19 protein-coding genes are annotated in these 22308 nt (G+C 66.0%); 8 read left to right on the forward strand and 11 right to left on the reverse strand.

Translation table 11 applies throughout. The features are described 5' to 3' along the window. Positions 1-91: 91 nt before the first annotated feature. Complete coding sequence (locus tag LJ725_RS26280) at positions 92-640, forward strand: putative glycolipid-binding domain-containing protein (RefSeq protein WP_230553920.1); 549 nt, start codon at positions 92-94, stop codon at positions 638-640. A gap of 16 nt (positions 641-656) precedes the next feature. Here LJ725_RS26280 and LJ725_RS26285 read toward each other — a convergent pair whose 3' ends face one another. The 3 genes from LJ725_RS26285 to LJ725_RS26295 are packed head-to-tail and all read right to left on the reverse strand — an operon-like array spanning position 657 to position 2583. After that, positions 657-1523, reverse strand: coding sequence for a carbon-nitrogen hydrolase family protein (locus LJ725_RS26285; RefSeq protein ID WP_230553921.1), 867 nt, complete (start codon positions 1521-1523; stop codon positions 657-659). A 12-nt stretch (positions 1524-1535) separates the two neighbouring features. Continuing rightward, entirely contained in the window at positions 1536-1796 is a 261-nt protein-coding gene (grxC, locus tag LJ725_RS26290; RefSeq protein WP_230553922.1) for a glutaredoxin 3, read from the reverse strand. Between the two features lie 19 nt (positions 1797-1815). After that, complete coding sequence (locus tag LJ725_RS26295; RefSeq protein ID WP_230553923.1) at positions 1816-2583, reverse strand: ComF family protein; 768 nt, start codon at positions 2581-2583, stop codon at positions 1816-1818. A gap of 21 nt (positions 2584-2604) precedes the next feature. Between LJ725_RS26295 and LJ725_RS26300 the strand changes: the two genes are divergently transcribed. Together LJ725_RS26300 and LJ725_RS26305 are read left to right on the forward strand one after the other, a co-directional pair. Next, positions 2605-3579 carry a methyltransferase domain-containing protein gene (locus tag LJ725_RS26300; RefSeq protein ID WP_230553924.1) on the forward strand — a complete coding sequence of 325 codons (975 nt, stop codon included), beginning with the start codon at positions 2605-2607 and terminating at the stop codon, positions 3577-3579. Between the two features lie 5 nt (positions 3580-3584). Then, positions 3585-4400, forward strand: coding sequence for a hypothetical protein (locus tag LJ725_RS26305; RefSeq protein WP_230553925.1), 816 nt, complete (start codon positions 3585-3587; stop codon positions 4398-4400). Here LJ725_RS26305 and mutT read toward each other — a convergent pair whose 3' ends face one another. The 3 genes from mutT to LJ725_RS26320 all read right to left on the reverse strand — a co-directional run bounded on the left by mutT (position 4401) and on the right by LJ725_RS26320 (position 7188). Further along, positions 4401-4850: an 8-oxo-dGTP diphosphatase MutT gene (mutT, locus tag LJ725_RS26310; RefSeq protein ID WP_230553926.1), complete on the reverse strand. Its 450-nt coding sequence runs from the start codon at positions 4848-4850 to the stop codon at positions 4401-4403. After that, positions 4847-6085: a bifunctional glutamate N-acetyltransferase/amino-acid acetyltransferase ArgJ gene (gene argJ, locus LJ725_RS26315; protein WP_230553927.1), complete on the reverse strand. Its 1239-nt coding sequence runs from the start codon at positions 6083-6085 to the stop codon at positions 4847-4849. Before argJ ends, mutT begins: the two co-directional genes overlap by 4 nt. A gap of 107 nt (positions 6086-6192) precedes the next feature. Next, on the reverse strand, positions 6193-7188 hold the full coding sequence (locus tag LJ725_RS26320) for a peptidylprolyl isomerase (protein ID WP_230553928.1): 996 nt from the start codon (positions 7186-7188) through the stop codon (positions 6193-6195). 326 nt (positions 7189-7514) lie between these two features. Between LJ725_RS26320 and secA the strand changes: the two genes are divergently transcribed. Next, positions 7515-10280, forward strand: a complete 2766-nt coding sequence (secA, locus tag LJ725_RS26325; protein ID WP_230553929.1) for a preprotein translocase subunit SecA — start codon at positions 7515-7517, stop codon at positions 10278-10280. A gap of 252 nt (positions 10281-10532) precedes the next feature. Here the strand turns inward: secA and LJ725_RS26330 are convergent, their stop codons facing one another. Continuing rightward, positions 10533-11516: a tripartite tricarboxylate transporter substrate binding protein gene (locus LJ725_RS26330; RefSeq protein ID WP_230553930.1), complete on the reverse strand. Its 984-nt coding sequence runs from the start codon at positions 11514-11516 to the stop codon at positions 10533-10535. Positions 11517-11746: 230 nt separating this feature from the next. Between LJ725_RS26330 and LJ725_RS26335 the strand changes: the two genes are divergently transcribed. Further along, positions 11747-13606, forward strand: coding sequence for an adenylate/guanylate cyclase domain-containing protein (locus tag LJ725_RS26335; protein WP_230553931.1), 1860 nt, complete (start codon positions 11747-11749; stop codon positions 13604-13606). Between the two features lie 435 nt (positions 13607-14041). On the opposite strand, the gene LJ725_RS26340 is transcribed toward LJ725_RS26335, so the two are convergent. Together LJ725_RS26340 and LJ725_RS26345 are read right to left on the reverse strand one after the other, a co-directional pair. Beyond that, on the reverse strand, positions 14042-14707 hold the full coding sequence (locus LJ725_RS26340; protein ID WP_230553932.1) for a zinc metalloprotease: 666 nt from the start codon (positions 14705-14707) through the stop codon (positions 14042-14044). A gap of 251 nt (positions 14708-14958) precedes the next feature. Beyond that, positions 14959-17124: a GAF domain-containing protein gene (locus LJ725_RS26345; protein WP_230553933.1), complete on the reverse strand. Its 2166-nt coding sequence runs from the start codon at positions 17122-17124 to the stop codon at positions 14959-14961. Between the two features lie 264 nt (positions 17125-17388). Between LJ725_RS26345 and LJ725_RS26350 the strand changes: the two genes are divergently transcribed. After that, positions 17389-18567 carry a hypothetical protein gene (locus LJ725_RS26350; RefSeq protein ID WP_230553934.1) on the forward strand — a complete coding sequence of 393 codons (1179 nt, stop codon included), beginning with the start codon at positions 17389-17391 and terminating at the stop codon, positions 18565-18567. A 221-nt stretch (positions 18568-18788) separates the two neighbouring features. Here the strand turns inward: LJ725_RS26350 and LJ725_RS26355 are convergent, their stop codons facing one another. Next, positions 18789-19166 carry an STAS/SEC14 domain-containing protein gene (locus tag LJ725_RS26355; RefSeq protein ID WP_230553935.1) on the reverse strand — a complete coding sequence of 126 codons (378 nt, stop codon included), beginning with the start codon at positions 19164-19166 and terminating at the stop codon, positions 18789-18791. A gap of 137 nt (positions 19167-19303) precedes the next feature. Between LJ725_RS26355 and LJ725_RS26360 the strand changes: the two genes are divergently transcribed. Both LJ725_RS26360 and LJ725_RS26365 read left to right on the forward strand, forming a co-directional pair. Next, entirely contained in the window at positions 19304-19666 is a 363-nt protein-coding gene (locus tag LJ725_RS26360; RefSeq protein ID WP_230553936.1) for a Rap1a/Tai family immunity protein, read from the forward strand. Next, entirely contained in the window at positions 19651-20628 is a 978-nt protein-coding gene (locus LJ725_RS26365) for a class I SAM-dependent methyltransferase (protein WP_230553937.1), read from the forward strand. The genes LJ725_RS26360 and LJ725_RS26365 overlap by 16 nt, the downstream gene beginning before the upstream one ends. On the opposite strand, the gene LJ725_RS26370 is transcribed toward LJ725_RS26365, so the two are convergent. Beyond that, on the reverse strand, positions 20613-22226 hold the full coding sequence (locus LJ725_RS26370) for a hypothetical protein (protein WP_230553938.1): 1614 nt from the start codon (positions 22224-22226) through the stop codon (positions 20613-20615). The genes LJ725_RS26365 and LJ725_RS26370 overlap by 16 nt on opposite strands. Positions 22227-22308 lie beyond the last annotated feature (82 nt).

Here is a 22308-nt window from a genome sequence, read left to right on the forward strand (position 1 = left end):
CAGGGTGGGCCCGCCGAGAGTGGCGCGATTCGACACCCCGGTCGAGCCGGCGGGCCGCAATTTGCCCACGATCCGTCGCAAGAGTTCTCCCATGCAGAACCATAAGCTCCTGCGCAGATGGCGGCGCATCGACGCGCCCGGCCTCGAACTCATGACCCTGTCGCGCGATGCTTCGGGCCTCACAGTTCGTTCGACGCTGGTGTACGCTGGCGAGGAGAGCTACGGCCTGCGGTATCGCTGGGAGCTCGATGCCTCGTGGCACACGCGGACACTCCACCTCGAGCGCACCGATGATGCCGGGACGTCGCTCTGCATCGAGCGGACCGGCGACACGGACTGGCGGGTCGACGGCCAGGTCCGGCCCGATCTGGCGGGTTGCCACGAGGTCGACGTGTCGGCGACGCCCTTCTGCAATTCGCTGGCGATCCGGCGCCTCGGGCGGGCCGACGGCGACCTGCTGGCGTTGTTCGTCGATGCTCCATCGCTCACCTGCCAGCCGTCGCGACAACGCTACGAGGCGCTCGGCCCTCGTGCGTGGCTCTATCTCGACAAAGGGGTGGCCGACGGATTCAACGCGCAGCTCGACCTCGACGAGGAGGGCCTCGTCGCGAGCTACGAACACCTGTTCGAGGCGTTCTAGCTCTTCATCCTGAGGCTTACTCCGCCGCCTTGGCGATTGCGGCCTTGTGCAGCTCGGGCGCTGCGTACTTGCGATCGTGGGTTAGCGACGGGACCATCTTCCGGGCTTCCTCGATCTTCGCCATGTCGACGTCGGCGATGACGAAGCCGGCCTTCTCAGCCCCGGCATCGGCGATGACCTCGCCCCACGGGGCGACGGCGATCGAGTGGCCGTAGGTCTTGCGGTTGGAACCCTTGTGCGCGCCGACCTGGGCGGGCGCGAAGACGAAGCATCCCGTCTCGATGGCGCGGGCGCGCATCAACGTGTGCCAGTGCGCCTGGCCCGTCGGTACGGTGAACGAGGACGGGATCGCCAGCATCGTGGCGCCGGCATGCGCCAGTTCGCGATAGAGATAAGGGAAGCGCAGGTCGTAGCAGATCGTCATGCCGAGCACGCCCCACGGCGTCTCGGCCAGGACCGCCTTCTCACCCGGCTTGAACGTCGAGGATTCGCGGTAGCTCTCGCCGCCCGCGAGCTGGACGTCGAACATGTGGATCTTGTCGTAGCTGGCCACGATGCCGCCCGACGAATCGATCAGGTACGAACGGTTGCGGATCTGCTCCTCACCGGGCACGCGTACATGGATCGAGCCGAGCAGGAACCACGTGCCGGTGTCGCGCGCGCTGGCGCGACAGGCTGCGAGCATCGCGTGCTCTTCCTCGGTCTGCGCCTTGGCCAGCGTCTCGGTGCGGTTGGCGCCGATCAGGCCGGTATTTTCGGGCGTCATTATGAAGTCGGCGCCGGCGTCGCGCGCGAGCTTCGCCTGCTCGCGCAGGAAGGCCACGTTCTCGGCCATCTCGTTGCTGACGTTGGTCTGGATGAGGCCGGCCTTGAACGCGGTCATGTCGGAGTTCCCCTAGCCCGGCTGCGCGAGCAGCGCGTCGAGCTTGCCCGCCTGCTCGAGGGCGGCGAGATCGTCGGAGCCACCGATATGCTGGCCGTTGATGAAGATTTGCGGCACCGACGTGCGATTGGTGCGCGACCGCATCTCGGCACGCTTCTTGTCGTCCATCATCACGTCCGTCTCTTCGTACTCGGCGCCCTTGCTGTCGAGCAGGCTCTTGGCCCGCGCGCAGTAGCCGCAGAACGGCGAGGTGTAGATCTCGATCTTGGCCATGGTTAACCTCTTTCGCGGATTATAACGCCGGCCGGACAACCCGCGCCAGCGTCAGGACATCGACCCGCCGGGCTCCGGCGCGTTCCAGCACGCGTGCGCAGGCCTCGACCGTCGCGCCGGTCGTCAGCACGTCGTCGACCAGAAGCACCGTCGTGCCGGAAATCTCGGGTCCCCATTTCGGATGGACGTCGAAAGCCTCCCGGACGTTGCTGCGCCGTTCCCGCGCCTTGAGCCCGGCCTGCGACCCCGTCCAGCGCCGTCGGCGCAGCAGGTCGGGCACCAGCCGCGGTTTGCGTTCGGTCGCGGCCGTCCGCACGACGATCCGCGCCAGCAACTGTGCCTGGTTGTAGCGGCGCACGAACAGCCGCCGCCAATGCAGCGGCACCGGCGCCACGAGGTCGGCCGAGGCCAGCAGGTCCGCACCCGCCCGCGCCATCCAGGCCCCGCAGGCGCGCGCGATGTCGGTGCGGTCGCCGTGCTTGAACGGCAGGACGAGCCGCTTGCTGCCGTCGTCGTAGACGAGCGCGGCGCGTGCCTGGTGATAGCGCGGCCGGCGCGCGAGGCAGCCGGCGCACAGCGCATCCCGCCCGAGATCTTCCGCGAACGGCGTGCCGCAACAGGTGCACTGGGGCGCCGAGATGAAGGAGAAGCCCTGCCAGCAGCGGGCACAAAGGGCGCCCGGCGCGCCCACGATCTCGTTGCAGCCGAGGCAAAGCGGCGGCAGCACGGCATCGAGCACCGCCCGGCCCATGCCGGCAAAGACCCCGCTGACACCCGTCGGCAACATGGTGCGGATTGGGGCGGGCAAATGCGCCCACAGGAAGGCGGTCCCCTACCCGCCGCCGCCCTTTCCCCCTACATACCCACTGTGACGAGTTCCGATCCCCTGCTGGTGTTCGACCGCGCCACCCTGCGTCTGCGGCGCGAGCGTGCTGCCCACGCGTGGGAGCGGCACGACTTCCTGAAGCGCGAGATCGCCGAGCGGCTGGTCGACCGGCTGGGCGACGTGCGCCGCACCTTTCCCCTCGCGCTCGACCTCGGCAGCCACGGCGACGAGGTCGCCACGGCCCTCGCCGGCCGGGCAACGGTGGAGCATCTGGTGCGCGCCGACCTCGGGCGCGGCTTCGCGGCCCGGGCGCGCGGACCGGCCGTCGTCGCCGACGAGGAGTTCCTCCCCTTCGCGCCCGGCCGCTTCGACCTGGTCCTGAGCGCCATGGACCTGCACTGGGTGAACGACCTGCCCGGCACCCTGATCCAGATCGCGCGGGTCCTGAAACCCGACGGCCTGTTCCTGGGCGCCCTGCTGGGCGGCGCCACGCTGTGGCAGCTGCGCCAGGCGCTGGCGGCGGCGGAGAGCGAGATCGACGGCGGGCTGAGCCCGCGCGTATCGCCCTTCGCCGACCTGCGCGACGCGGCCGGCCTGCTGCAACGCGCGGGGTTTGCCCTGCCGGTGGCCGACAGCGAGACGATAGACGTCGAATACGAAAGCGCGCTCGCGCTGATGCGCGACCTGAGCGCCATGGGGGAAAGCAACCTCGTGGCCGGTCGCCGCCGCGGCCTGACCGGCCGCGCCGTGCTGCTGCGCGCCGCCGAACTCTACGGCGAGCGGTTCGCGCGGCCGAGCGGCCGGGTCGTCGCGAGCTTCGAGGTGCTCTTCCTGCATGGCTGGGCGCCGCACGCCTCGCAGCCCAGACCGCTCAAGCCCGGCAGCGCGGCGCATCGCCTCGCCGAGGCGCTGGGCACTGCCGAACTGAGCGCCGGCGAAAAAGTGGAACGGAGCTAGACGACGTGCCTGCAAGGAAACTCTCGTTCGGTGGCCTGGTCGCCCAGAGCTTCGCCTTCGTCTTCGCCAACCTCGGCCTGTTCTTCCATCTCGTGACCATCCCGTGGATCGCGTCGCTCGCGATCCGGCTCATCGGCTCGCTGATGACGCGCGATTCGATGATGCCGGTGCTGATCGAGAAGGCCGCCGACATGGTGCCGACCGTGATGTTCATGGTGGCGTGGCAGCGCTTCGTCCTGCTGGGCCCGCAGAACATCGGCCGCCTGCCCGGCCTCGGCTGGTCGCCGCGGGAGACGGCGTTCCTGGTCCATCTCGTCAAGATCGGCGGCTTCACCTTCCTGCTACTCGCCGCCTTCGTGCTGACGCTGGGCACGGTCGATCCCGAGTTGCTGGCGGCGGGAGCGGCGACCGATCCCGAGATCGCCCGCAAGCAGGCGCTGGCGGCGCCGATCGGTCTCGGCTTCACGATCTCGATCATCCTGGCGCTGCGGGTCAGCTACGGGCTCGCGGCAACCGCCATCGACGAGCCCTTCACGCCGCGCCTGTCCTGGGCCTACAGCCGCGGCAATGCCTGGACGATCATCGGCGTGCTCTTCCTGGTCTTCTTCAGCGGCGCGATGGCCACGACGGTGGCCACGCTGGTCGTGCTCGGGCTCACGCGCGGCATGCTGGGTGCCGGCGAGTCAGCCGCCGTGATCACCTGGACGGCCGCCCTTCTCGTCTCCTATGGCGGCACTGCTGTCGCGGCGACCGCACAGGCGTTGATCTTCCGCGACCTGGTGGGCTGGCGTCCCGGCGCCCAGATCGCGCCGGTGCCGTGATTACAGAAGATCGCGCAGCAGGCCGACCAGCGGCAGGTCTGCGGGCGGCATCGGGTACTTGTTGAGGTCCATCGGCGCGACCCATTTCAGCGTCTGGCCCTCGCGCGGCTGCGGGGTGCCGTTCCATTTGCGGCAGGCGAAGACCGGCATCAGCAGGTGGAACTTCTCGTAGCCGTGGCTGGCGAAGGCGATCGGCGCCAGGCAACTCGTCGCCGTCTCGATGCCGAGCTCCTCGTGCAGCTCGCGCACCAGCGCATGCTCAGGCGTCTCGCCTGCATCGACCTTCCCGCCCGGGAACTCCCAGAGACCTGCCATCGACTTGCCGGGCGGACGCTGGGCGATCAGGACCCGGCTATCGGCATCGACCAGCGCGACGGCGGCCACCAGCACGAGCGGCCGCTCGCCCAGCGGCGGCGGGCCGCCCGGGCATTCGTCTGCGAACGAGATCAAGAACGGTAGCTGCCGTTGATGTCGATGTAGCCGTGCGTGAGATCGCAGGTCCAGACCGTGGCACGGCCGCGGCCGATGCCGAGATCGATGTCGATCACCACGTCGGAGCCCTTGATGTGCTGCGCGACCGGGGCCTCGTCGTAGTTCGGCACGACCTGGCCCTGGTCGGTGATGCGCACGCCACCGATCGAGATGCGCAGCTTGTCGCGATCGGCGCGCTCGCCCGACTTGCCCACGGCCATAACGATGCGGCCCCAGTTCGCGTCCTCGCCGGCGATCGCCGTCTTGACCAGCGGCGAGTTGGCGACCGCCAGGCCGATCTTGCGGGCCGCCCCGTTCGACGAGGCGCCGGTCACGTTGATGGTGACGAACTTGGTGGCGCCCTCGCCGTCGCGCGCCAGCAGCTGCGCCAGTTCGATCAGCACCTCGTCGAGCGCGCGCTTGAAGTCGACCAGCACGGGATCGTCGGCTTCCTCGATCGGCGCATGCCGGGCCGCCCCGGTGGCGACCATCAGCAGCGTGTCGCTGGTCGAGGTGTCGCCATCGACGGTGACGCAGTTCAACGACTTGTCGGCGGCGTCGGACAGCAGCTTCTGCAGCACCGGTCCGGGGATCTTGGCGTCGGTGAAGCAGAAGCCCAGCATCGTCGCCATGTCAGGCGCGATCATGCCCGAGCCCTTCAGGAAGCCGTTCACCGTCACCGTGCGCTCGCCGATCTTGGCCTGGCGCGTCGCCAGCTTCGGGAACGTGTCGGTGGTCATGATGGCGGCCGCGGCGGCCGGCCAGGCGTCTTCCTTGCCCGACTTGATGAGCGCCGGCACGACGGCGGCGATCTTCTCCCAGTCGAGCGGCTGGCCGATCACGCCGGTCGAGGCCATGAAGACCTCGTTGCGCGGACAGCCCAGCGCCTGGGCGATGGAGCGGGTCGTCTCCTCGACCGCCTTGTCGCCGACCTTGCCGGTGAAGGCGTTGGCGTTGCCGGCATTCACGACGATGGCGCGGACCTTGCCGCGGGCGAGGTTCTTGCGGCACCAGTCGACCGGCGCCGAGCAGGTCTTGGACTTGGTCAGGACACCCGCGATGGTGGCACCGGCGGGCACCACGGCCAGCAGGACGTCGTCGCGGTCCTTGTAACGCACGCCGGAGCGCGCGACGCCCAGCTTTACGCCGGCGATGCGGGGCAACGTCGGCGTCGTCTTGGGGGCGAGCGGCGAAACGGCGTGGTTGGCGGACATGGTTCTCCCCTGGGGCACGGCTGCGGAAACGCAGCCGGCCAGCGGCGGAGACTACACCAGAAACGCCCCAAAACGTGAGTTTTAGTTGAGGCGGCTTATGCGCGGTCCTACTTCGGCGGCGTCGCGGGCTTGGCCGGCGCGGCGGCGGGTGCCGCCGGAGCGGCCGGAGCGGCGGGAGCCGCCTCGGCCTTGGACCCGTCGATGTTGAACTTCTCGATCTTCGAGCCGGAGCGGATCTTGTCGAGCTGGGCCGTGATGGCCTCGCGCGCCAGTTCCTCGCGGATCTGCTCGGACAGTTCCTCCAGCGCCGGCGGCGGCGCGGTGCGACGGTCGTCGATCGAAATGATGTGGTAGCCGAACTGGGTCTTGGTCGGCGCCTCGGAGGTCTGGCCCTTCTTCAGGTCGAAGGCGGCATCGGCGAATTCCTTCACCATGTCGGACTTCTTGAACCAGCCGAGATCGCCGCCCTCGGCGCCGGACGCCTTGTCGGTCGACTTCTCCTTGGCGAGCTTGTCGAAGGGCGTGCCCTTCTTCAGCTCGGCGATGATCGCCTTGGCCTCGTCCTCGGTGGCCACGAGGATGTGGCGCGCGTGCACCTCCTCTTCCGGCGGCATCGACTTCAGGCGCTCCTGGTAGCGCTGCTGGATCTTCTCCAGAGTGACCAGGCGGGCGATCTCGCGCTGGATCCAGAAATCCTGCAGCACCTGCTCCTCGACGAAGGCCATGCGCTTCTTGAACGCCGGGTCCTCGTTGGTCTTGTTCTTCTTGCCTTCCTGGACGACCAGCTTGCTGTCGATGATGCGCTCGAGCAGCGCCGGGAACACCGCCTGCAGCGGCATAGAACGATACTGCTGCGGCAAGGACTGCTGGGCGATCTCGAGTTCGGACAGGCGGATCTGCTGGCCGTTGACGACCGCCACGACCGGGTCCTTGACGGCGGTCGGGGCCGGAGTCGCGGCAGCGGCAGGCGGCTTGGCCGCGGGCTGTCCGGCGGGCGGCTTGGGGGCCTGCGCCGGTGGAGTCTGGGCCAGGACGGGTCCCGCGAAGAGGGCGACCGCGCCGCTCAGGAGGGCAAGGCGCAGGTTACGCAGGTCATGACTCATGGCGGACTCCAGCGGATTCATTCATTACGAAAGGCGCAAACCGTTTACACAGGCCCACTCGGGCCAAGCAAGCGCCGCCTCCCCGACGGTCGGCGTAATGGCCTTGAATTGCGGCACTTTTTCGTGAGGCCTGCGTCCTTGGCGGGGCGTTCGCCGCGGCGGCCCCGGTTTCGGGCGGATGACGCTACGACTGCAAAGCGATGGCCGGCGCCGCAGCGGGCCCGCGCGCCGGTCGCTTGCGTTGACACTCCCCGACCCGCTCTCTATCTCTCAATCGGGTGGCGGGCCTGTGTGCCCGCCTAAGTCATTAGAATATCGAGGTTTTCATGTTTGGCGCGCTCGCCCGGACACTCTTCGGGACGGCCAACGACCGGATCGTCAAGGGCTTCGACAAGACGGTGGCGAAGATCAACGCCCTCGAGCCGGAGATGGTCAAACTCACGGACGAACAGCTCCGCGGCAAGACCGCCGAGTTCCGCGAGCGCCTGGCCAAGGGCGAAACGCTCGACGATCTGTTGCCGGAAGCCTTCGCGACCGTGCGCGAGGCGGCCAAGCGGACCCTGGGCCAGCGCCACTTCGACGTGCAGCTCAAGGGCGGCATGGTCCTGCACCAGGGCAAGATCGCCGAAATGAAGACGGGCGAGGGCAAGACGCTCGTCGCCACCCTCGCGGTCTATCTCAACGCCCTGCCCGGCAAGGGCGTGCACGTCGTCACGGTCAACGACTACCTCGCGCGCCGCGACGCCGAATGGATGGGCCGGGTCTACAAGTTCCTCGGTCTCACCGTCGGCATCATCGTCCACGAACTCGACGACGAGCAGCGCAAGGCGGCCTATGCCTGCGACGTCACCTACGGCACCAACAACGAGATCGGCTTCGACTACCTGCGCGACAACATGAAGTATCGACTGGACGCGATGGTCCAGCGGCCCTTCAATCACGCCATCGTCGACGAGGTCGATTCGATCCTGATCGACGAGGCGCGCACGCCCCTCATCATCTCCGGCCCGGCCGAGGATTCCTCGGAGCTGTACCGCCGCGCCGACACGGTGATTCCGCAGCTCAAGCCCGAGCATTTCGAGAAGGACGAGAAGAACCGCACGGTCGTCCTGACCGATGCCGGCATCGAGGCGATCGAGGACATCCTGCGCGCCGACGGGCTGCTGGCCGAAGGCATCAGCCTCTACGCGCCCACCATGGTGTCGGTGCTGCACCACATCACGCAGGCACTGCGCGCCCACAAGCTTTTCGCCCGCGACGTCGACTACATCGTGAAGGACGGCCAGGTCGTCATCATCGACGAGTTCACCGGCCGCATGATGCAGGGCCGTCGTTACTCGGAAGGCCTGCACCAGGCGCTCGAGGCCAAGGAGCATGTCGAGATCCAGCGCGAGAACCAGACGCTGGCCTCGATCACCTTCCAGAACCTGTTCCGCATGTACCCGAAGCTCTCGGGCATGACCGGCACGGCCCTGACCGAGGCGGCCGAGTTCTCCGAGATCTACAAGCTCGACGTGGTCGAAATCCCGACCAACGTGCCGGTGGCGCGCAAGGACGCCGACGACGAGATCTATCGCACGCTGGCCGACAAGACGCGCGCCATCGTCAAGCTGATCGGCGAGTGCCGCGCACGCCAGCAACCGATGCTGGTCGGCACCGTCTCGATCGAGAAGTCAGAGGAACTGTCCGAGGCGCTGAAGAAGGCCGGCATCCCGCACAACGTGCTCAATGCCCGCTTCCACGACCAGGAAGCGCAGATCGTGGCCCAGGCCGGACGGCCGGGCGCCGTCACCATCGCCACCAACATGGCCGGCCGCGGCACCGACATCCAGCTCGGCGGCAACGTCGAGATGCTGGTGCAGCAGAGCGTGCCCGAGATCATGGCGAAGTTCCCCGACGAGGCGGCGCGCAACGCCGAGATCGCCCGCGTCGAGGCGGAGATCCGCGCCGGCGTCGAGCGCGACCGCGCGATCGTGCGCGAGGCGGGCGGCCTGTTCGTGGTCGGCACCGAGCGCCACGAATCCCGGCGCATCGACAACCAGCTGCGCGGTCGTTCGGGCCGCCAGGGCGATCCCGGCGCGTCGCGCTTCTTCCTGTCGCTCGAAGACGACCTGATGCGCATCTTCGGCAACAACAAGGTGCTCGATTGGGTCCAGAAGAAGGGCATGGCCGACGACGAGGCGCTGACCCATCGCTGGCTGAACAAGGCGCTGGAGACGGCGCAGGGCAAGGTCGAGGCGCGCAACTTCGAGATCCGCAAGAATCTGCTGCGCTTCGACGACGTGATGAACGCCCAGCGCCAGGAGATCTACAAGGAGCGCATCGAGCTGATGGGCACGGAGGACGTGTCCGAGACCGTTGCCGGCATGCGCCGCGACGTGGTCGACACGCTCGTCAAGCGGACCATCCCCGAGGGTGTCTATGCCGAGCAGTGGAAGATCGGCGAACTGAAGGAAGAGGTGCAGCGCATCTTCGGCCTCGACCTGCCGGTCGACGAGTGGGCGAAGGAAGAAGGCATCGCCGACGAGGAGATCAAGACGCGCCTGAACGACGCCGTCGAGCGCGTGTTCGCGCAGAAGGCGGCGCAATACGGCCCCGACGTCTGGCGCCAGGTCGAGAAGAGCGTGCTGATGCAGATCTTCGACCAGAACTGGAAGGACCACCTCCTCCACCTGGACCATCTGCGCCAGGGCATCGGGCTGCGGGCCTACGGCCAGAAGGATCCGCTGAACGAGTACAAACGCGAGGCGTTCAACCTGTTCAGCGACCTGCTGACCAACATGCGCGAACAGGTCGTGACGCTGCTGGCGACCCTGCAGATCCGCATGGAAGCGCCGCCGATGCCGGAGATGCCGACCAACATGCACGAGGTGCACGAGGATCCGGCGCTGGCGACGGCGATGGCCGACGATCCCGCCTACGATCCCGCCGATCCGGACGGCGGCGGCGTGGCGACGCTGCACCGCCCGCGACCGATCACCAACGGCCCCATCGATCCGAACGATCCGTCGACCTGGGGCAAGGTCTCACGCAACGCCCCCTGCCCCTGCGGCTCGGGCAAGAAGTTCAAGCACTGCCACGGGCGCGTATAGGATCGTCAGTCTCACTGACTAGAAGATCCACTTCGTGACGCCTTCTTGTTGGGCAATGGTCGTGCACCGGCAGGAAGTGTTTGATTTCCGGGCAAATGCCGGGCACTGCACCTAATGGAAGATGAGCGCCGCCTAGTGGGCGGAAAGCTCCTTTTGCTCACGCGCAACGGCATTAGGCAAGCGCGCATACTGGGACGTCAATGCCGAGACTGGTCGGCGTCGTATCCGCGCTCTTCCTCGATACCCCTGTAATCAGTTCGGCCTCGCGCCAGAAAATCGCACGACCCTGGCCCAGCGCTCGGTTTCGTCGGCAATCAGCTTGGCGAAATCGGCAGGAGACCCCGGCAATGGGGTCGCCCCCAGTTCAGCCAACCGTGCACTTATTTTCGGATCGGCGATTGCCGCGTTCGAGGCCTCATTCAGGCGCGCTACGACCTCAGCCGACGTTCCAGCAGGTGCCCCGAGCCCATACCAGCCAATCGCAAAGTAGCCGGGCAGCAACTCAGCGATTGCCGGCACATCCGGAAGCACATCCAGACGTCCGGACGAGGCCACACCCAACGCCCGCAGCTGGCCACCGCGAACATACTGCATCGACGAAGCGACACTACCGAACGACACCTGCACCTGACCCGACAGAAGATCGGTCATCGCCGGGCCGCCTCCACGATACGGGATGTGCACCATGTCGATGCCGGCCATCATCTTGAAAAGTTCACCCGCAAGATGCTGCGGGCTGCCGTTACCGGGCGACGCCATGCTGAGCTTCCCCGGATTAGCCTTGGCAAAGGAGATCAGCTCAGAGAGCGTCCGGGCAGGTACTGCGGGATTGACCAGCAGGGCGATCGGCACGCTGCATAGCGACGCAACAGGCGCGATGTCCTTGGCGAAGTCGAAGCCAAGCTTGTCGTACAATGTCGTGTTGATGGCGTTCGCGGAACCGACGAGCAGGAGCGTATATCCATCCGGAGCGGCCCGAGCGACGGCTTCCGTGGCAATGTTACTTGCCGCACCTGGCCGATTCTCAACGGGGAACGGCTGCCCCAACCGTTCCGCCAGAAAGGGGCCCACCAAGCGCGCGAGCAAATCGTTCACGCCGCCTGGAGCGTAACCCACAACGATTCGGACGGGGCGTGTCGGCCAAGCATGCTGTGCCCACGCTTTCCTTTGCAGGATCGCAACAGACAACAGAGGCCACCCCATCGAGCAGACAAGGTTGCGGCGCGATAATTTCATGCGAGATCCCAATTGCGTTGCGAATGCGTAACGGGGGCAGGCAAGCCGGCAGCGCAGCCGAATACTTATTTACCTGCGGCGCGCGATTCAGCAAGATTGAAAACGCACAAGCAGCGAGGATTCGATGTCTTGCTTCGGATTTCCCTTGGTAGCGCCATTGCCGCACTTGACGGTCTTGGCGCTGCGCATCCGTCACCGCCATCGGCCTTCGGTAGCCGAACGCGTCGCGCGTGACGCAGGGCCCTTGCACGTTGTGCTGTGCCCAGCACTTTGATGGAAAGCAGAGGCCCTCTTTGGCTAACGAGCTACGCAGGCTCACCGCCATAGTTGCGGCGGACGTCGCAGGCTACTCACGACTTGTCGGCAGGGATGAGAGCGGGACAGTCGGGCGCCTCGGAGCCGCCCGAACCGAACTGCTCGAACCCGTCGTCTCCAGGCGAGGCGGGCGCATTGTCAAGCTGACCGGCGATGGGGCGCTGATGGAGTTCACAAGCGCCGTCGAAGCGTTGTCCGCCGCGATCGAGTTTCAGCAGTCGATGGTGACTGCTGAATCTGAGCGCCCGGCAGATGAGAGATTGGTCTTTCGAATCGGCGTCCACTCCGGAGATGTGATCGTTCAAGGTACTGACATCTACGGAGACGGCGTCAACATTGCTGCCCGCCTCGAATCAGAGGCACCCCCCGGAGGCGTCATCGTTTCCGGCCCGATCTTTGAAGCGACTGTCGGGAGGGTAAGCGCAGAGTTCGAAGATCTCGGCCGTCTTTCTCTCAAGAACATCGAACGGCCGGTTCAAGCATACGCCGTGCGGTGGAAACCGGGCGCCTGGACCAATGTCCGAGCCTCACAACCGGCGGGTGCCCCGACAATGCCGCCGCACGCAACACCGTTGCCCCTGCCCGACAAGCCTTCGATTGCCGTCTTGCCTTTCCAGAACATGAGCGGCGACCCGGAACAGGAGTACTTCGCCGACGGGATGGTCGAAGACATCATTACCGCATTATCTCGCATCAGCGGACTGTTCGTCATCGCGCGGAATTCGAGCTTCATCTACAAGGGCCGAGCCGTCGACATCCGCCAGGTCGGGCGCGAGCTTGGCGTCAGATACGTCCTTGAAGGGAGTGTACGGAAAGCGGCAAATAGGCTTCGCATAACGGGTCAGTTGATCGAGGCCGACTCAGGCTCGCATCTATGGGCGGATCGCTTCGACAGCGCGCTCGAGGAAGTGTTCGATCTCCAGGATCATGTCACGGCCGCGGTCGTATCCGCGATCGAGCCCTCTCTCGTGAAAGCGGAAATTCGACGGGCCGGCCACAAGCCTACGGAGAATCTGCAGGCTTATGACTGGCTCCTTCGTGCGCTGGGAGAACAGCAATTGCTCGAGCGCGAGAATGTAGACAGGGCAATAGCAATGGCGCGGAAAGCTCTGGAACTCGATCCACGCTTTGGTCTTGCCTACGCCTATCTCGCCAGCTGGATCCAGCGTCGCCGCATGTATGGCTGGATGCAGGATGAAGAGTCGGAAACCACCGAAGGCATAAAGTTCGCACACCAAGCTGTTCGTCTCGAGCCGAGTGACCCGATCGTGCTTACGGAGGCGGCGTTCGCTCTGGGCCACCTCAACTCCGATCTGGCGACCGCGATCCCCTGGCTTGATCGCGCGATTTCGCTCAATCCCAATTCCGCTTTTGCCTTCGGCAAAGGCGCCACAGTCAGGAACTTTGCCGGTGACTATGATACGGCAGAGCGGCACTCCGAACGCGCTCTCCGATTGAGCCCGTACGACACGGTGATCCATGCTTTCTCGAAAGCGCGCGGAGACAGCCATCTCTTCCGCGGCCAGTATGAGAAAGCCGTTCACTGGCTGAAGCGGAGCCGTCAGGAGAATCCGCTCCATGCCTCGACGCACCTGCACCTGGCGAGCGCATTGGCCCACAGTGGAGCCATTGAAGAGGCGCGCGGATCAATGAAACAACTGCTTCAACTACGCCCCATGAGCAGCGTGTCCTGGCAGAGAAGCCATCGTCTGTTCCCTGAGGCCGACTACGAGCAGATGCTCCAGGGGGCGCGGCTGGCGGGGCTTCCCGAGTGACGCATTGAACGTCGCACCATTCGGCGTCGACATTAGGTCACGCATTTCCTCACTTTGCATTCGAAGCAAGCGGTTCAAGCACTGCCACGGACGCGTGTAGGATTCTCGCTCCACCGACTTTCATGCGCGAACGGGAGATGTCATTGGTGGTGGCGGAGGGGAACTGAAACCTCTCGCCCGTCGGAGCCAGCGCTTCCTGCGCCCGTGGCAGAACGAACCGATTCGGCTTCGCACGATCTTTGGCGGCGATCCTGATCGCCCGACGCCAGCCCGTGAATCTGGAGCCTTTCGATGCAAACAGATCAAACACCCACCTCGTCCTGAGGAAGCCCGAAGGACAGTCTCGAAGGATGGGCAACAGAGGCGGTGCTGGTGTCCATGCTTCGAGACGGCTGCAGGGTTACGGCCGGCAAGGGCAACCGTAGCGAGCCGGATCTACCTGGGTTCGCACCAGTTCAGCGCCATCGCGGGTACGTTCAGCATCGCCGCCACAGCGGTCGCCGTCGCCTCGTTTACACAGGCAAGGTCGCCGCGCGCATAGTCCTCCGCAAGGAGTTCCGCGTGCTCGAGGTGCCGCAGCCCCATGAGGTGCCCGATCTCCCGCATCATGACGTCTCGCAGGCTCAGCGAATGCTGCTGCAGGTACGCGCTCGCATCCGGGAAGATCAGCAACACGCCACCTCCCAGCGGCATGCCCTGAGGGCTTCCCAGGCTCTGGGTCCTTCTGCCCAGTTCGCGCACACCCTCCTTGCCCGGCCCTCTCCTGATCAGCCAGCTCTGTTTGGCGGCTGGTCCCTCCGGCGAGGTCACCACGTCGATGCGGGCCACACCATTCAGGGCGGCATTCCATTCCTCGATCGCGCTCAGCATCTGGTCACGCTCGGCCTGCTTGAAGTTCGGATCGATCCAGACGGGCACGACACGGGGCGATCCGCCATAGCGTGGATGGTCCGTATAGCTCGGCGCCGCAAATGACGCCGTGGCGAAAAACATTGCCGCCATCATCAGCATTCCCCGCACCGATACGAGAACGCCGAGGCAAGCCTTCCTCGCCTGCCGGGACCCGCGGTTGGCAGTATCGCCGTCGGGAGACTTCTTCATGGGGAACACTCACGGAGCAGTTTGCGTCACGGACAAAATCAAAGTGACCACGCAACGCGTCCGTATCCATCGATACTAGGGACGCGACATCGACGAGGCGAGCCCCGCCTCTCGCATTCCGATACTGGCCGAAAATCTTTCGATCGCCGTTGCAGTCCTTGGGAAGCGACGACGATACGGCGGCGACCGAGTTTGCGGGCACACAAGGGCGACGGCTGACTGCGCGCAGCTCGAAAAGACACGGCGGCGTGCTACGAGGCGACCCGCGACAGGACATAGGAGATATCGTCGGCGAGAGCCGTGAGGAGCTGAACCTCTTCCGCATCGAATGCCTGCGGTTCCGCCGCATAGATCAGGAGAGCCGCCACCAGCGCCCCCTCACGCCGCAGCGGCAGGGCGATGCTGGAGCGGTAGCCCCGGCGCAACGCCTGTTCGCGCCATGGCCGTGCGTTCGGATTGCTTGCGAAATCCTGGATGCTCTGGACAGTCCCCGTCTTGATCGCCATGCCCAGCGGCCCCTTGCCCGTGGGCTCGTCGTTCCAGGTGATGTGGGCATTGGCGAGATAGCCGTCATCGTTTCCTGCAATGGCAGGGAAGCGGAAGGTCTTGCCGGCATCGTCGTTGGGCACCGCGACCGCCACCATCTGATAATCTCCGAATTCGACGAGACTGGTGCAGATCTGATCGAAGACTTCGGCTTCGGACCGGGCCCGCAGCAGGACACTGGTCGCCGCCTGCAGCGACCGCTTGACGCGCGCCAGTCGCAGCACCTCCTGCTCCAGCTTCACGCGATCGCTGATGTCGACGCCCATCGCCTGTCGATAGACCCGTCCGTCGAGCTCGAAAGCGCTGACCCGCACCTCCGCAGGGAAGGTGCTGCCGTCCTTGCGCCGGATCATCGTACGGACCTCTACCCTGCCACCGGCCGCCGCCAGCGCCGCGTCCCCCTGATCGTCCTCGTTCGTCCCGTCGGGCAGCCTCAGGTTGCGCGCATCCATGCCCCGCAGTTCCTCGGCGGTGTACCCGACAGCCTTCTGCGCGGCCTCGTTGGTCTCCAGAATGCGGTTGTCGCCGTCGAGCACGATGAACATGTCCTGCACGGCGTGAACGAAACGAAGGTTGCTCACCGCCAGTTCGCGCGTTTCCTCCTGCTGGCTCCTCCACAGCGACCAGACCAGGCACGCCGCCACGAGAATGGTCGCGCCGAACACGAGGGCGATCTTCTCGGAGCGGCGATCGATCGGGCGCATGACCTCGTCGTAGTCCGACTTGGCGATGACGGTCCAGGGAACCGCATTTGCGGCACGCGACGCCGCCATGACCCTCTTGCCGCGATAGTCCACGGCCACCCGCGTACCATCTCCTTCGCGGATCGCGATGGCGGCGGTGAGATTGGGCGTCGACAAAGGCAGGCGGAGTCCTTCGGGCGGGATCGGGTGCTCCCAGAAGCGCGGCGCAAACAGAAAGGCCGCATCGTCGCCCTCACGCCGCACCACCAGGACTTCCGACGTCGGGCTGTCGGTTGGCCATGCGCGAACCTTGGGAAAGAGGTCGACGCTCGGGTCGACCGCGAGCACGACGACGAACTGGCTCGCCGGCTGGCCGGGCGCCGACGCGGTGGCATTAAACGGTTGGGCAAAGGCCATGCTGGGGCCCGGGGGGTCGCCCGCATCGAGCTCGAGCGACCCGATTTTCAGTTTGCCGTCGCGCGCCGCTTCACGAACCAGCCCGCCGACGCCGCCGTGATCCAGGTGACCGGGAGCGCCGCCCACTTCGACCAGCAATTGCCCATCGCCCGAGAACAGCATGATCTCACGCCGTTCGGGATGTCCGATCAGCACCTGATAGAGGAGCAGTTCGACGAACTGGCGCAGTTCCGGGCCCGCATCGATCTGGCCAAACGGCAATCCCTTGAGGGACGTGACCAGAAATCCCAGGTCGATCGCCCTTTCGGCAACCCACTGGTCGATCTGCTGCGCCTTCAGGCCGGCGATACCGGCCTGCTGGGACAGCCGCTCGTCGCGAAAGGCCGTACGCAGGTCGTTGTTGAGGAGGTATCCGGTCGCTGCGATGCCCAGTGCAAAGCCGGAGAATACGGTCAGCAGCAACCGGCTCCTCGTCCGGCGCGGCGCGTCGGGAGGACCCGCCTGCCACCAACCCTCGCGCAACGAACGCCGAAAGAAAACGCCGAAGCCGATCAGGGCGATGACGAGCGCGACGGCCAGAAGTGCGTATCGCGAAAACAGGTCCCCCATCGCGCGCTGGAACGACGGGATCAAACCCAGCCATTCCTCGACCGTGAGCAGGGCCGCGAGGAGCATCAATCCGGCCAACGTCGCGATGGAGATCCAATAGATCCGCCGCGCAGAACCCTTCCTGGGTTCCGGACTCGACGGCGGAAGCTGCTGCTGTTTCATCGTCCTCCGACCTGGATGCATCCTATTGAAACGTCAACGCATCGCGTATTGGGCCACCCCACTCTAGCCGAGCTGCCCGCAGCGCCCTTGATCCAGCGCAATCATGGACCCGGCCCGGATGTCCTAAAGAGGGATGGTGAACTCAGAAGAGTTTGCATGGTACGGTTTTTTCAACCGACGTCAGGAAATTCTTCCGGGGCGTTGCCGTGAGACGGGGAACTAGCGTGAGGCACTCCGAACCGGTGGCATCACGCGGCGGCTGCCTTGTTTAGGTGGCTGTCGGCGTTCGTGATCAGCTTCCTCTGCTGGAGCCTGATGCCGGAGGCCCGTGCCTTCAGCATCACCCTCGACAGCAAGTCGATTCCCGGACTGAACCCCAAGGCCCCGCTGGTCGCCCACACGCTTCGCATCACCGGCCGTCTCGAACAGGGCGACAGTGACAAGCTGCGCCTCATGCTGGCCGGCCTCAAGTCCAAGACCACCCGGATCGCCAATCAACCGCTGGCAACCGCCGAACTCAGCAGCAGCGGCGGCGACCTGCTCGAGGGCCTGAAGGTCGGCTATCTCTTCCGCGAGTTCGAGGTGGCCACGATCGTGCGCAAGGGCGACATCTGCCTTTCCGCCTGCGCGATGGCGTTCCTGGGCGGCACGGCCAGCCGCCAGTCGCCCACGGCCCTTCCCAGCCGCGTCATCGAAATCGGGGGTCAGGTCGGCTTCCACAACTTCACGCTGGATGCCACGGTGGTCCAGAGCGAGACCAAGGGCGATACCACCGCGGGGATCGCCCGCGGCTTCGGACTGGGCAGGGCCGGCGCATCGGCCCTGATCCGCTATGCCGCCGACCTCGGCGTGGATCCGGGCTTCATCGCGCAACTGCTCGCCCGCCCGCCCGATAACTGGCTGTACGTCGACACTAACGAAATGTTCCTGACCGTCGGCGCCTGCCCGAGCGGACCGGAGCCGCCGCTCGGCCGCCTCGAACAGCAGGCAGTGAACGTCTGCAATCACGCAAGCGGCGCCGGTCGTGTCGCCGAAGCCTCCCAGGCGCAACCGATGTCGGCCCGCGAAGCCAAGCGCTACCTGCTCGAGCAGGTCCAGCGGAACATTGCGAGCGCCAACGTCAAGGGCCCGCTGGTCGGACAGCTCGCGGGCGTCCTTGCGTCACGTGACGACCGTCTGATCGACAGCGTCTATTCGGATCTGCGGGCCGCCGGAATCTCATTGCCCGATCAGGTCGGCCGCAGCTTCATCGTGAGCGGCTATACGTTCGGCGAGCTGCAGGCCGAATGCCACGTGACCCTGTCGACGAGCCAGCCTGAGAAGTTCGACTTCGTCCTGGTGGTCAGGGGCGTGGGCATTTCCCGCCCGTTCACCTTCCCGCCGCCGATGTGCCCGGCCCTCTTCCGGTACGACAGCCTGGAAGTCCTCAATCCGAAACGATGAACGGCCCCTGAAAGGCCTTGAGCGCTTCTGGGCGAGATTGAATCAAGCCGAACATTCAAACAACGACCTCACCCTGAGGAGCATCGCGCAGCGATGCGTCTCGAAGGGTGGGAACGCGCACCTTGCCTGTTGCCCATCCTTCGAGACGCACGCCTTCGGCGCGCTCCTCAGGATGAGGTAAGTGGGTCAATGTGACCTGGAACGGCTCTAAGCAGAAAGCCTTAGACCGCCGCGGGCTGCTGCTTCAGCCAGGCGCGCGCCTTGGCCTCCGTCTTGAAGATCTGCGCCGGCCGCTTCGACGGCGAGATGTTGACGAAGCGCCGGAACGCCAGTTGCACGGCGTCGCTGGTGCCGACAACGGCCAGGGGGCCGCTCGGGAAATGCGAGGTATAGGCGCTGAGCCGCGCGCCCATCGCCATCACGTCCTTGTCGTCATAGACCGGCTTCAGCGCCGTCGCGTCGAACAGCTTGGAATAGGCCAGTGCGTTGGCGACGACGAGGGCGTCGAAATGCTCCTCCATCTCCTTGAGGGTCACCTCGCCTTCTGCAACGACATGGATGAGTTTCTGCTCATGCAGGATTTCCCAGCGCAGCGGCATTCCAGTACTCCGAAGCCCCCCGTTAAGACCGGCAACCTACCACAGCCCGCTCGGCGCCGGTCAAAGCCTGTTCCGATGACCGCCGGCCGCGGTATCATTCGCGCCGCGCCGATGCGGCGCCTAGAGAAGACTGGCGCATGAAACTGACACGCGTTCTCGCAATTCTCGTGGGTCTTTCCCTCGCCTCTCCGCTCGGCTCGCTCGGCGCGCGCGCGCAGCAGGACACCAGTTCGGCCAACTACATCATGCTCGGCTGCGAGGCCTTCCTGCTCGATCCCATTCCGACCTCGCGACTGCTGATCGCCGGCGTGTGCGCGGGCATCATCGACACGTTGCAGGTCACGAACCAGAACATCTGCCTGCCCGCCATTGCCACGCGCCGGCTGCTGGTGCGCGGTGTCGTCAGCTACATCAACGCCATACCCGCGCGCCTGCACGAGAACTTCATCCAGCTGGCGAGCGAGGCCCTCGAACAGACCTGGCCGTGCGCCCCGAAGTAGTGGCCGCGCTGGTCTGCCCGCGCGACCGCACGCGCCTCTCGGCCACCAGCGATCGGCTGACCTGCGAGCAGGGGCATCACTTCCCCGTGTGCGGCGGCATACCGGTTCTGGTGCTGGACGACGGCGCGGCGATGCATGTTTCCGTCGCCCGCGCCCTCGACGAAGACGAACGGGCAGAGGACCTCGCGCTCGACGATGGCGCGACACCGCCGCCGACCGCCCTCCATCCTTTCGTGCGCGAGATACAGGGGGCCACCAGTGGCGCGATGTTCCATGCCGCACGCGACCGCTTCACCACCTATCCCATCCCGGAACTGCGCCTGCCCGACGGCGAGGGGCGGCGGCTGCTCGACATCGGCTGCGCCTGGGGGCGCTGGTCGGTCGCGGCGGCCCGCAAGGGCTATCGCGTCACCGGCATCGACCACAATTTCGGCCGCCTGGTGATCGCCCGCCGCGTCTGCCGGCAACTGGGCGTCGAGGCGGACTTCCTGTGCGCCGACGCCCGCCGGCTGCCCTTCGCCGACGGCGCGTTCGACGTCGCCTTCAGCTATTCCGTCGTCCAGCATTTCAGCAAGGACCAGGCGCGCCGGATCCTGGCCGAGGTCGGACGCATCCTCGCGGCGGGTGGCACGGGCATGATCCAGATGCCCAACCGCTACGGCATCCGCTCGCTCTACCATCAGCTACGCAAGACCTGGACGCCGGCCCGCCCATTCGACGTACGCTACTGGACGCCCGGCGAACTGCTGCGGGCCTTCGAAGCGGCGATCGGGCCGTCGCATCTCGCCATCGACGGCTTCTTCGGCCTGGGAATCCAGGCGCGGGATTCGGAGAACTTTCTGCCGCACCACCGCGCGATCGTCGGGCTCTCCGAACTTCTGCGCCGCGCGCCGTGGCTGGCCCCGGTGGCCGACTCCCTCTACGTGCACTCCACGGCGCGCGCGCCTCAGTCGACGACGTAGAAGCAGACGAAGCCGTCGAGCGGCTTCTCCTTCCACTCCGACGGCTTGTAGTCGACGAACTGTTCCATCATCGCCTTTGCCTTGCCCTCGCCGACCAGCCTCTGCTGCACGATGATGTAGAGGCGCGGCACGCGGCCGCGGAACTTGAGGTTCCGCATGTCCTCGATCGCCCAGAAGTCGGCATGGTTTGCCATGACGCGGACGTTGCGCACCTCGAGGCCGATCTCGGGCGACGGCACGAAGATCAGGGTCGAGCCGCGGTCGGGTGCCGGCACGTCGATCGTGCGGATGAACTTCACGACCGCGTCGTTGGCCGTGGAGTGCCGGAAGTCGCGCACGCCCAGCGGATGGCCGAGATTGACGAAGACATGCCTGGCGTGGGCCGCGAGGCCGTAGAGCATGCCGACCACGGCCATCATGACTCCCGCCAGCCGCAGCAGCCGGCTCGGCACGATCAGGAAGGCCTGCACCGCACCGACCAGCAGCAGCAGCGACACGGGGCGGAAGTAGCGCTCCTCCTGGCCGATCGTGGCGCCGCGCGCCCACAGCAGCAGAAAGACGGTGCCATAGGCCAGCGTCGTCAGGCCCGCGAAGACCAGATAGTCGCGATGGGGCCTGCGCAGTTGCCATACCGTCACGAACAGCGTGACCGCCGCCGGCAGCGCGAGGATGTAGCCCACCGCAAGCTGCGAGCCGAAGATCGCGCGGCTGGGGTGGAGCAGGATGAAGTTCCACATCTCGCCGAACGAGAGCGCGGCGCCCCACACGCAGCTCAGGATGAAAATGCCGTGGGTGACGAACACCGACCACTGGATCGATGCCATCGTCGAGGCCGCCGTCCAGCCGCGCGAATACCAGCCGTAGTAGAGGGCGATGCCGACGATCGCGATGGCGAGCGCCGCCATCGCGCCGCGGCGCACCGTGTCGTTCCGGTCCCGCCACGGATGCGGCCCTGAGAGCACCGCTGCCGAGATGGCCGCGCAGGCGAGGACGACGGCGGAGAGCTTGGCGAAGAACATCACCGCCGTGCCCAGCACCAACGGCGGCACCGCGAACCAGCGCAGCGCGCGCAGCCGCCACACGAGAAGCAGGAACCACGGCGCGATGCCGAACAGCAGGATTTCGCCGCCGATGAAGATCACGAAGGGAAAGGCGAAGCCGCGGCTGCAGACGATCAGCGCCAGCGAGATCGCGATGACATGCGGCGGAAAGCCGAAGGCGCGGTAGAGCACCCACCACCCGAGCAACCCGATCACCGAGAAGACCGCGACGGTCGCGATCACCGCGTGACCGAGGCTGAGGCCCAGCGCCTCCAGGACACCCGGCACGACATGCTGGCCGGGCGACCAGATCGACATGAAGGTCGAGATGTCCTTCGTGATGTCCTGGGGATCAGGCGAGGCCCAGTGGTTCCAGGGCAGGCCGTGACGCAGGTCCCAGCCCAGCAGGCCCCAGCCGCTATCGGACCAGATGACCGGCCGGACCACCGCATTGACGGCGGTGTAGCCCAACACGATCGCGACGATCAGCACGCAGCAGGCGACGACGATCCACTGTGGCGACCGGCCGGGCCCGCCGCTTCGCATCTCGAGACTCATGGAACCTGAATACACCGGCTCCTGCCCGCGCCCTATCGATTGACGCCGAACGATGTTATAATATAACACATTATGGTATAAC

This window comes from Reyranella aquatilis, assembly GCF_020880995.1.
Taxonomy (GTDB): Bacteria; Pseudomonadota; Alphaproteobacteria; order Reyranellales; family Reyranellaceae; genus Reyranella; species Reyranella aquatilis.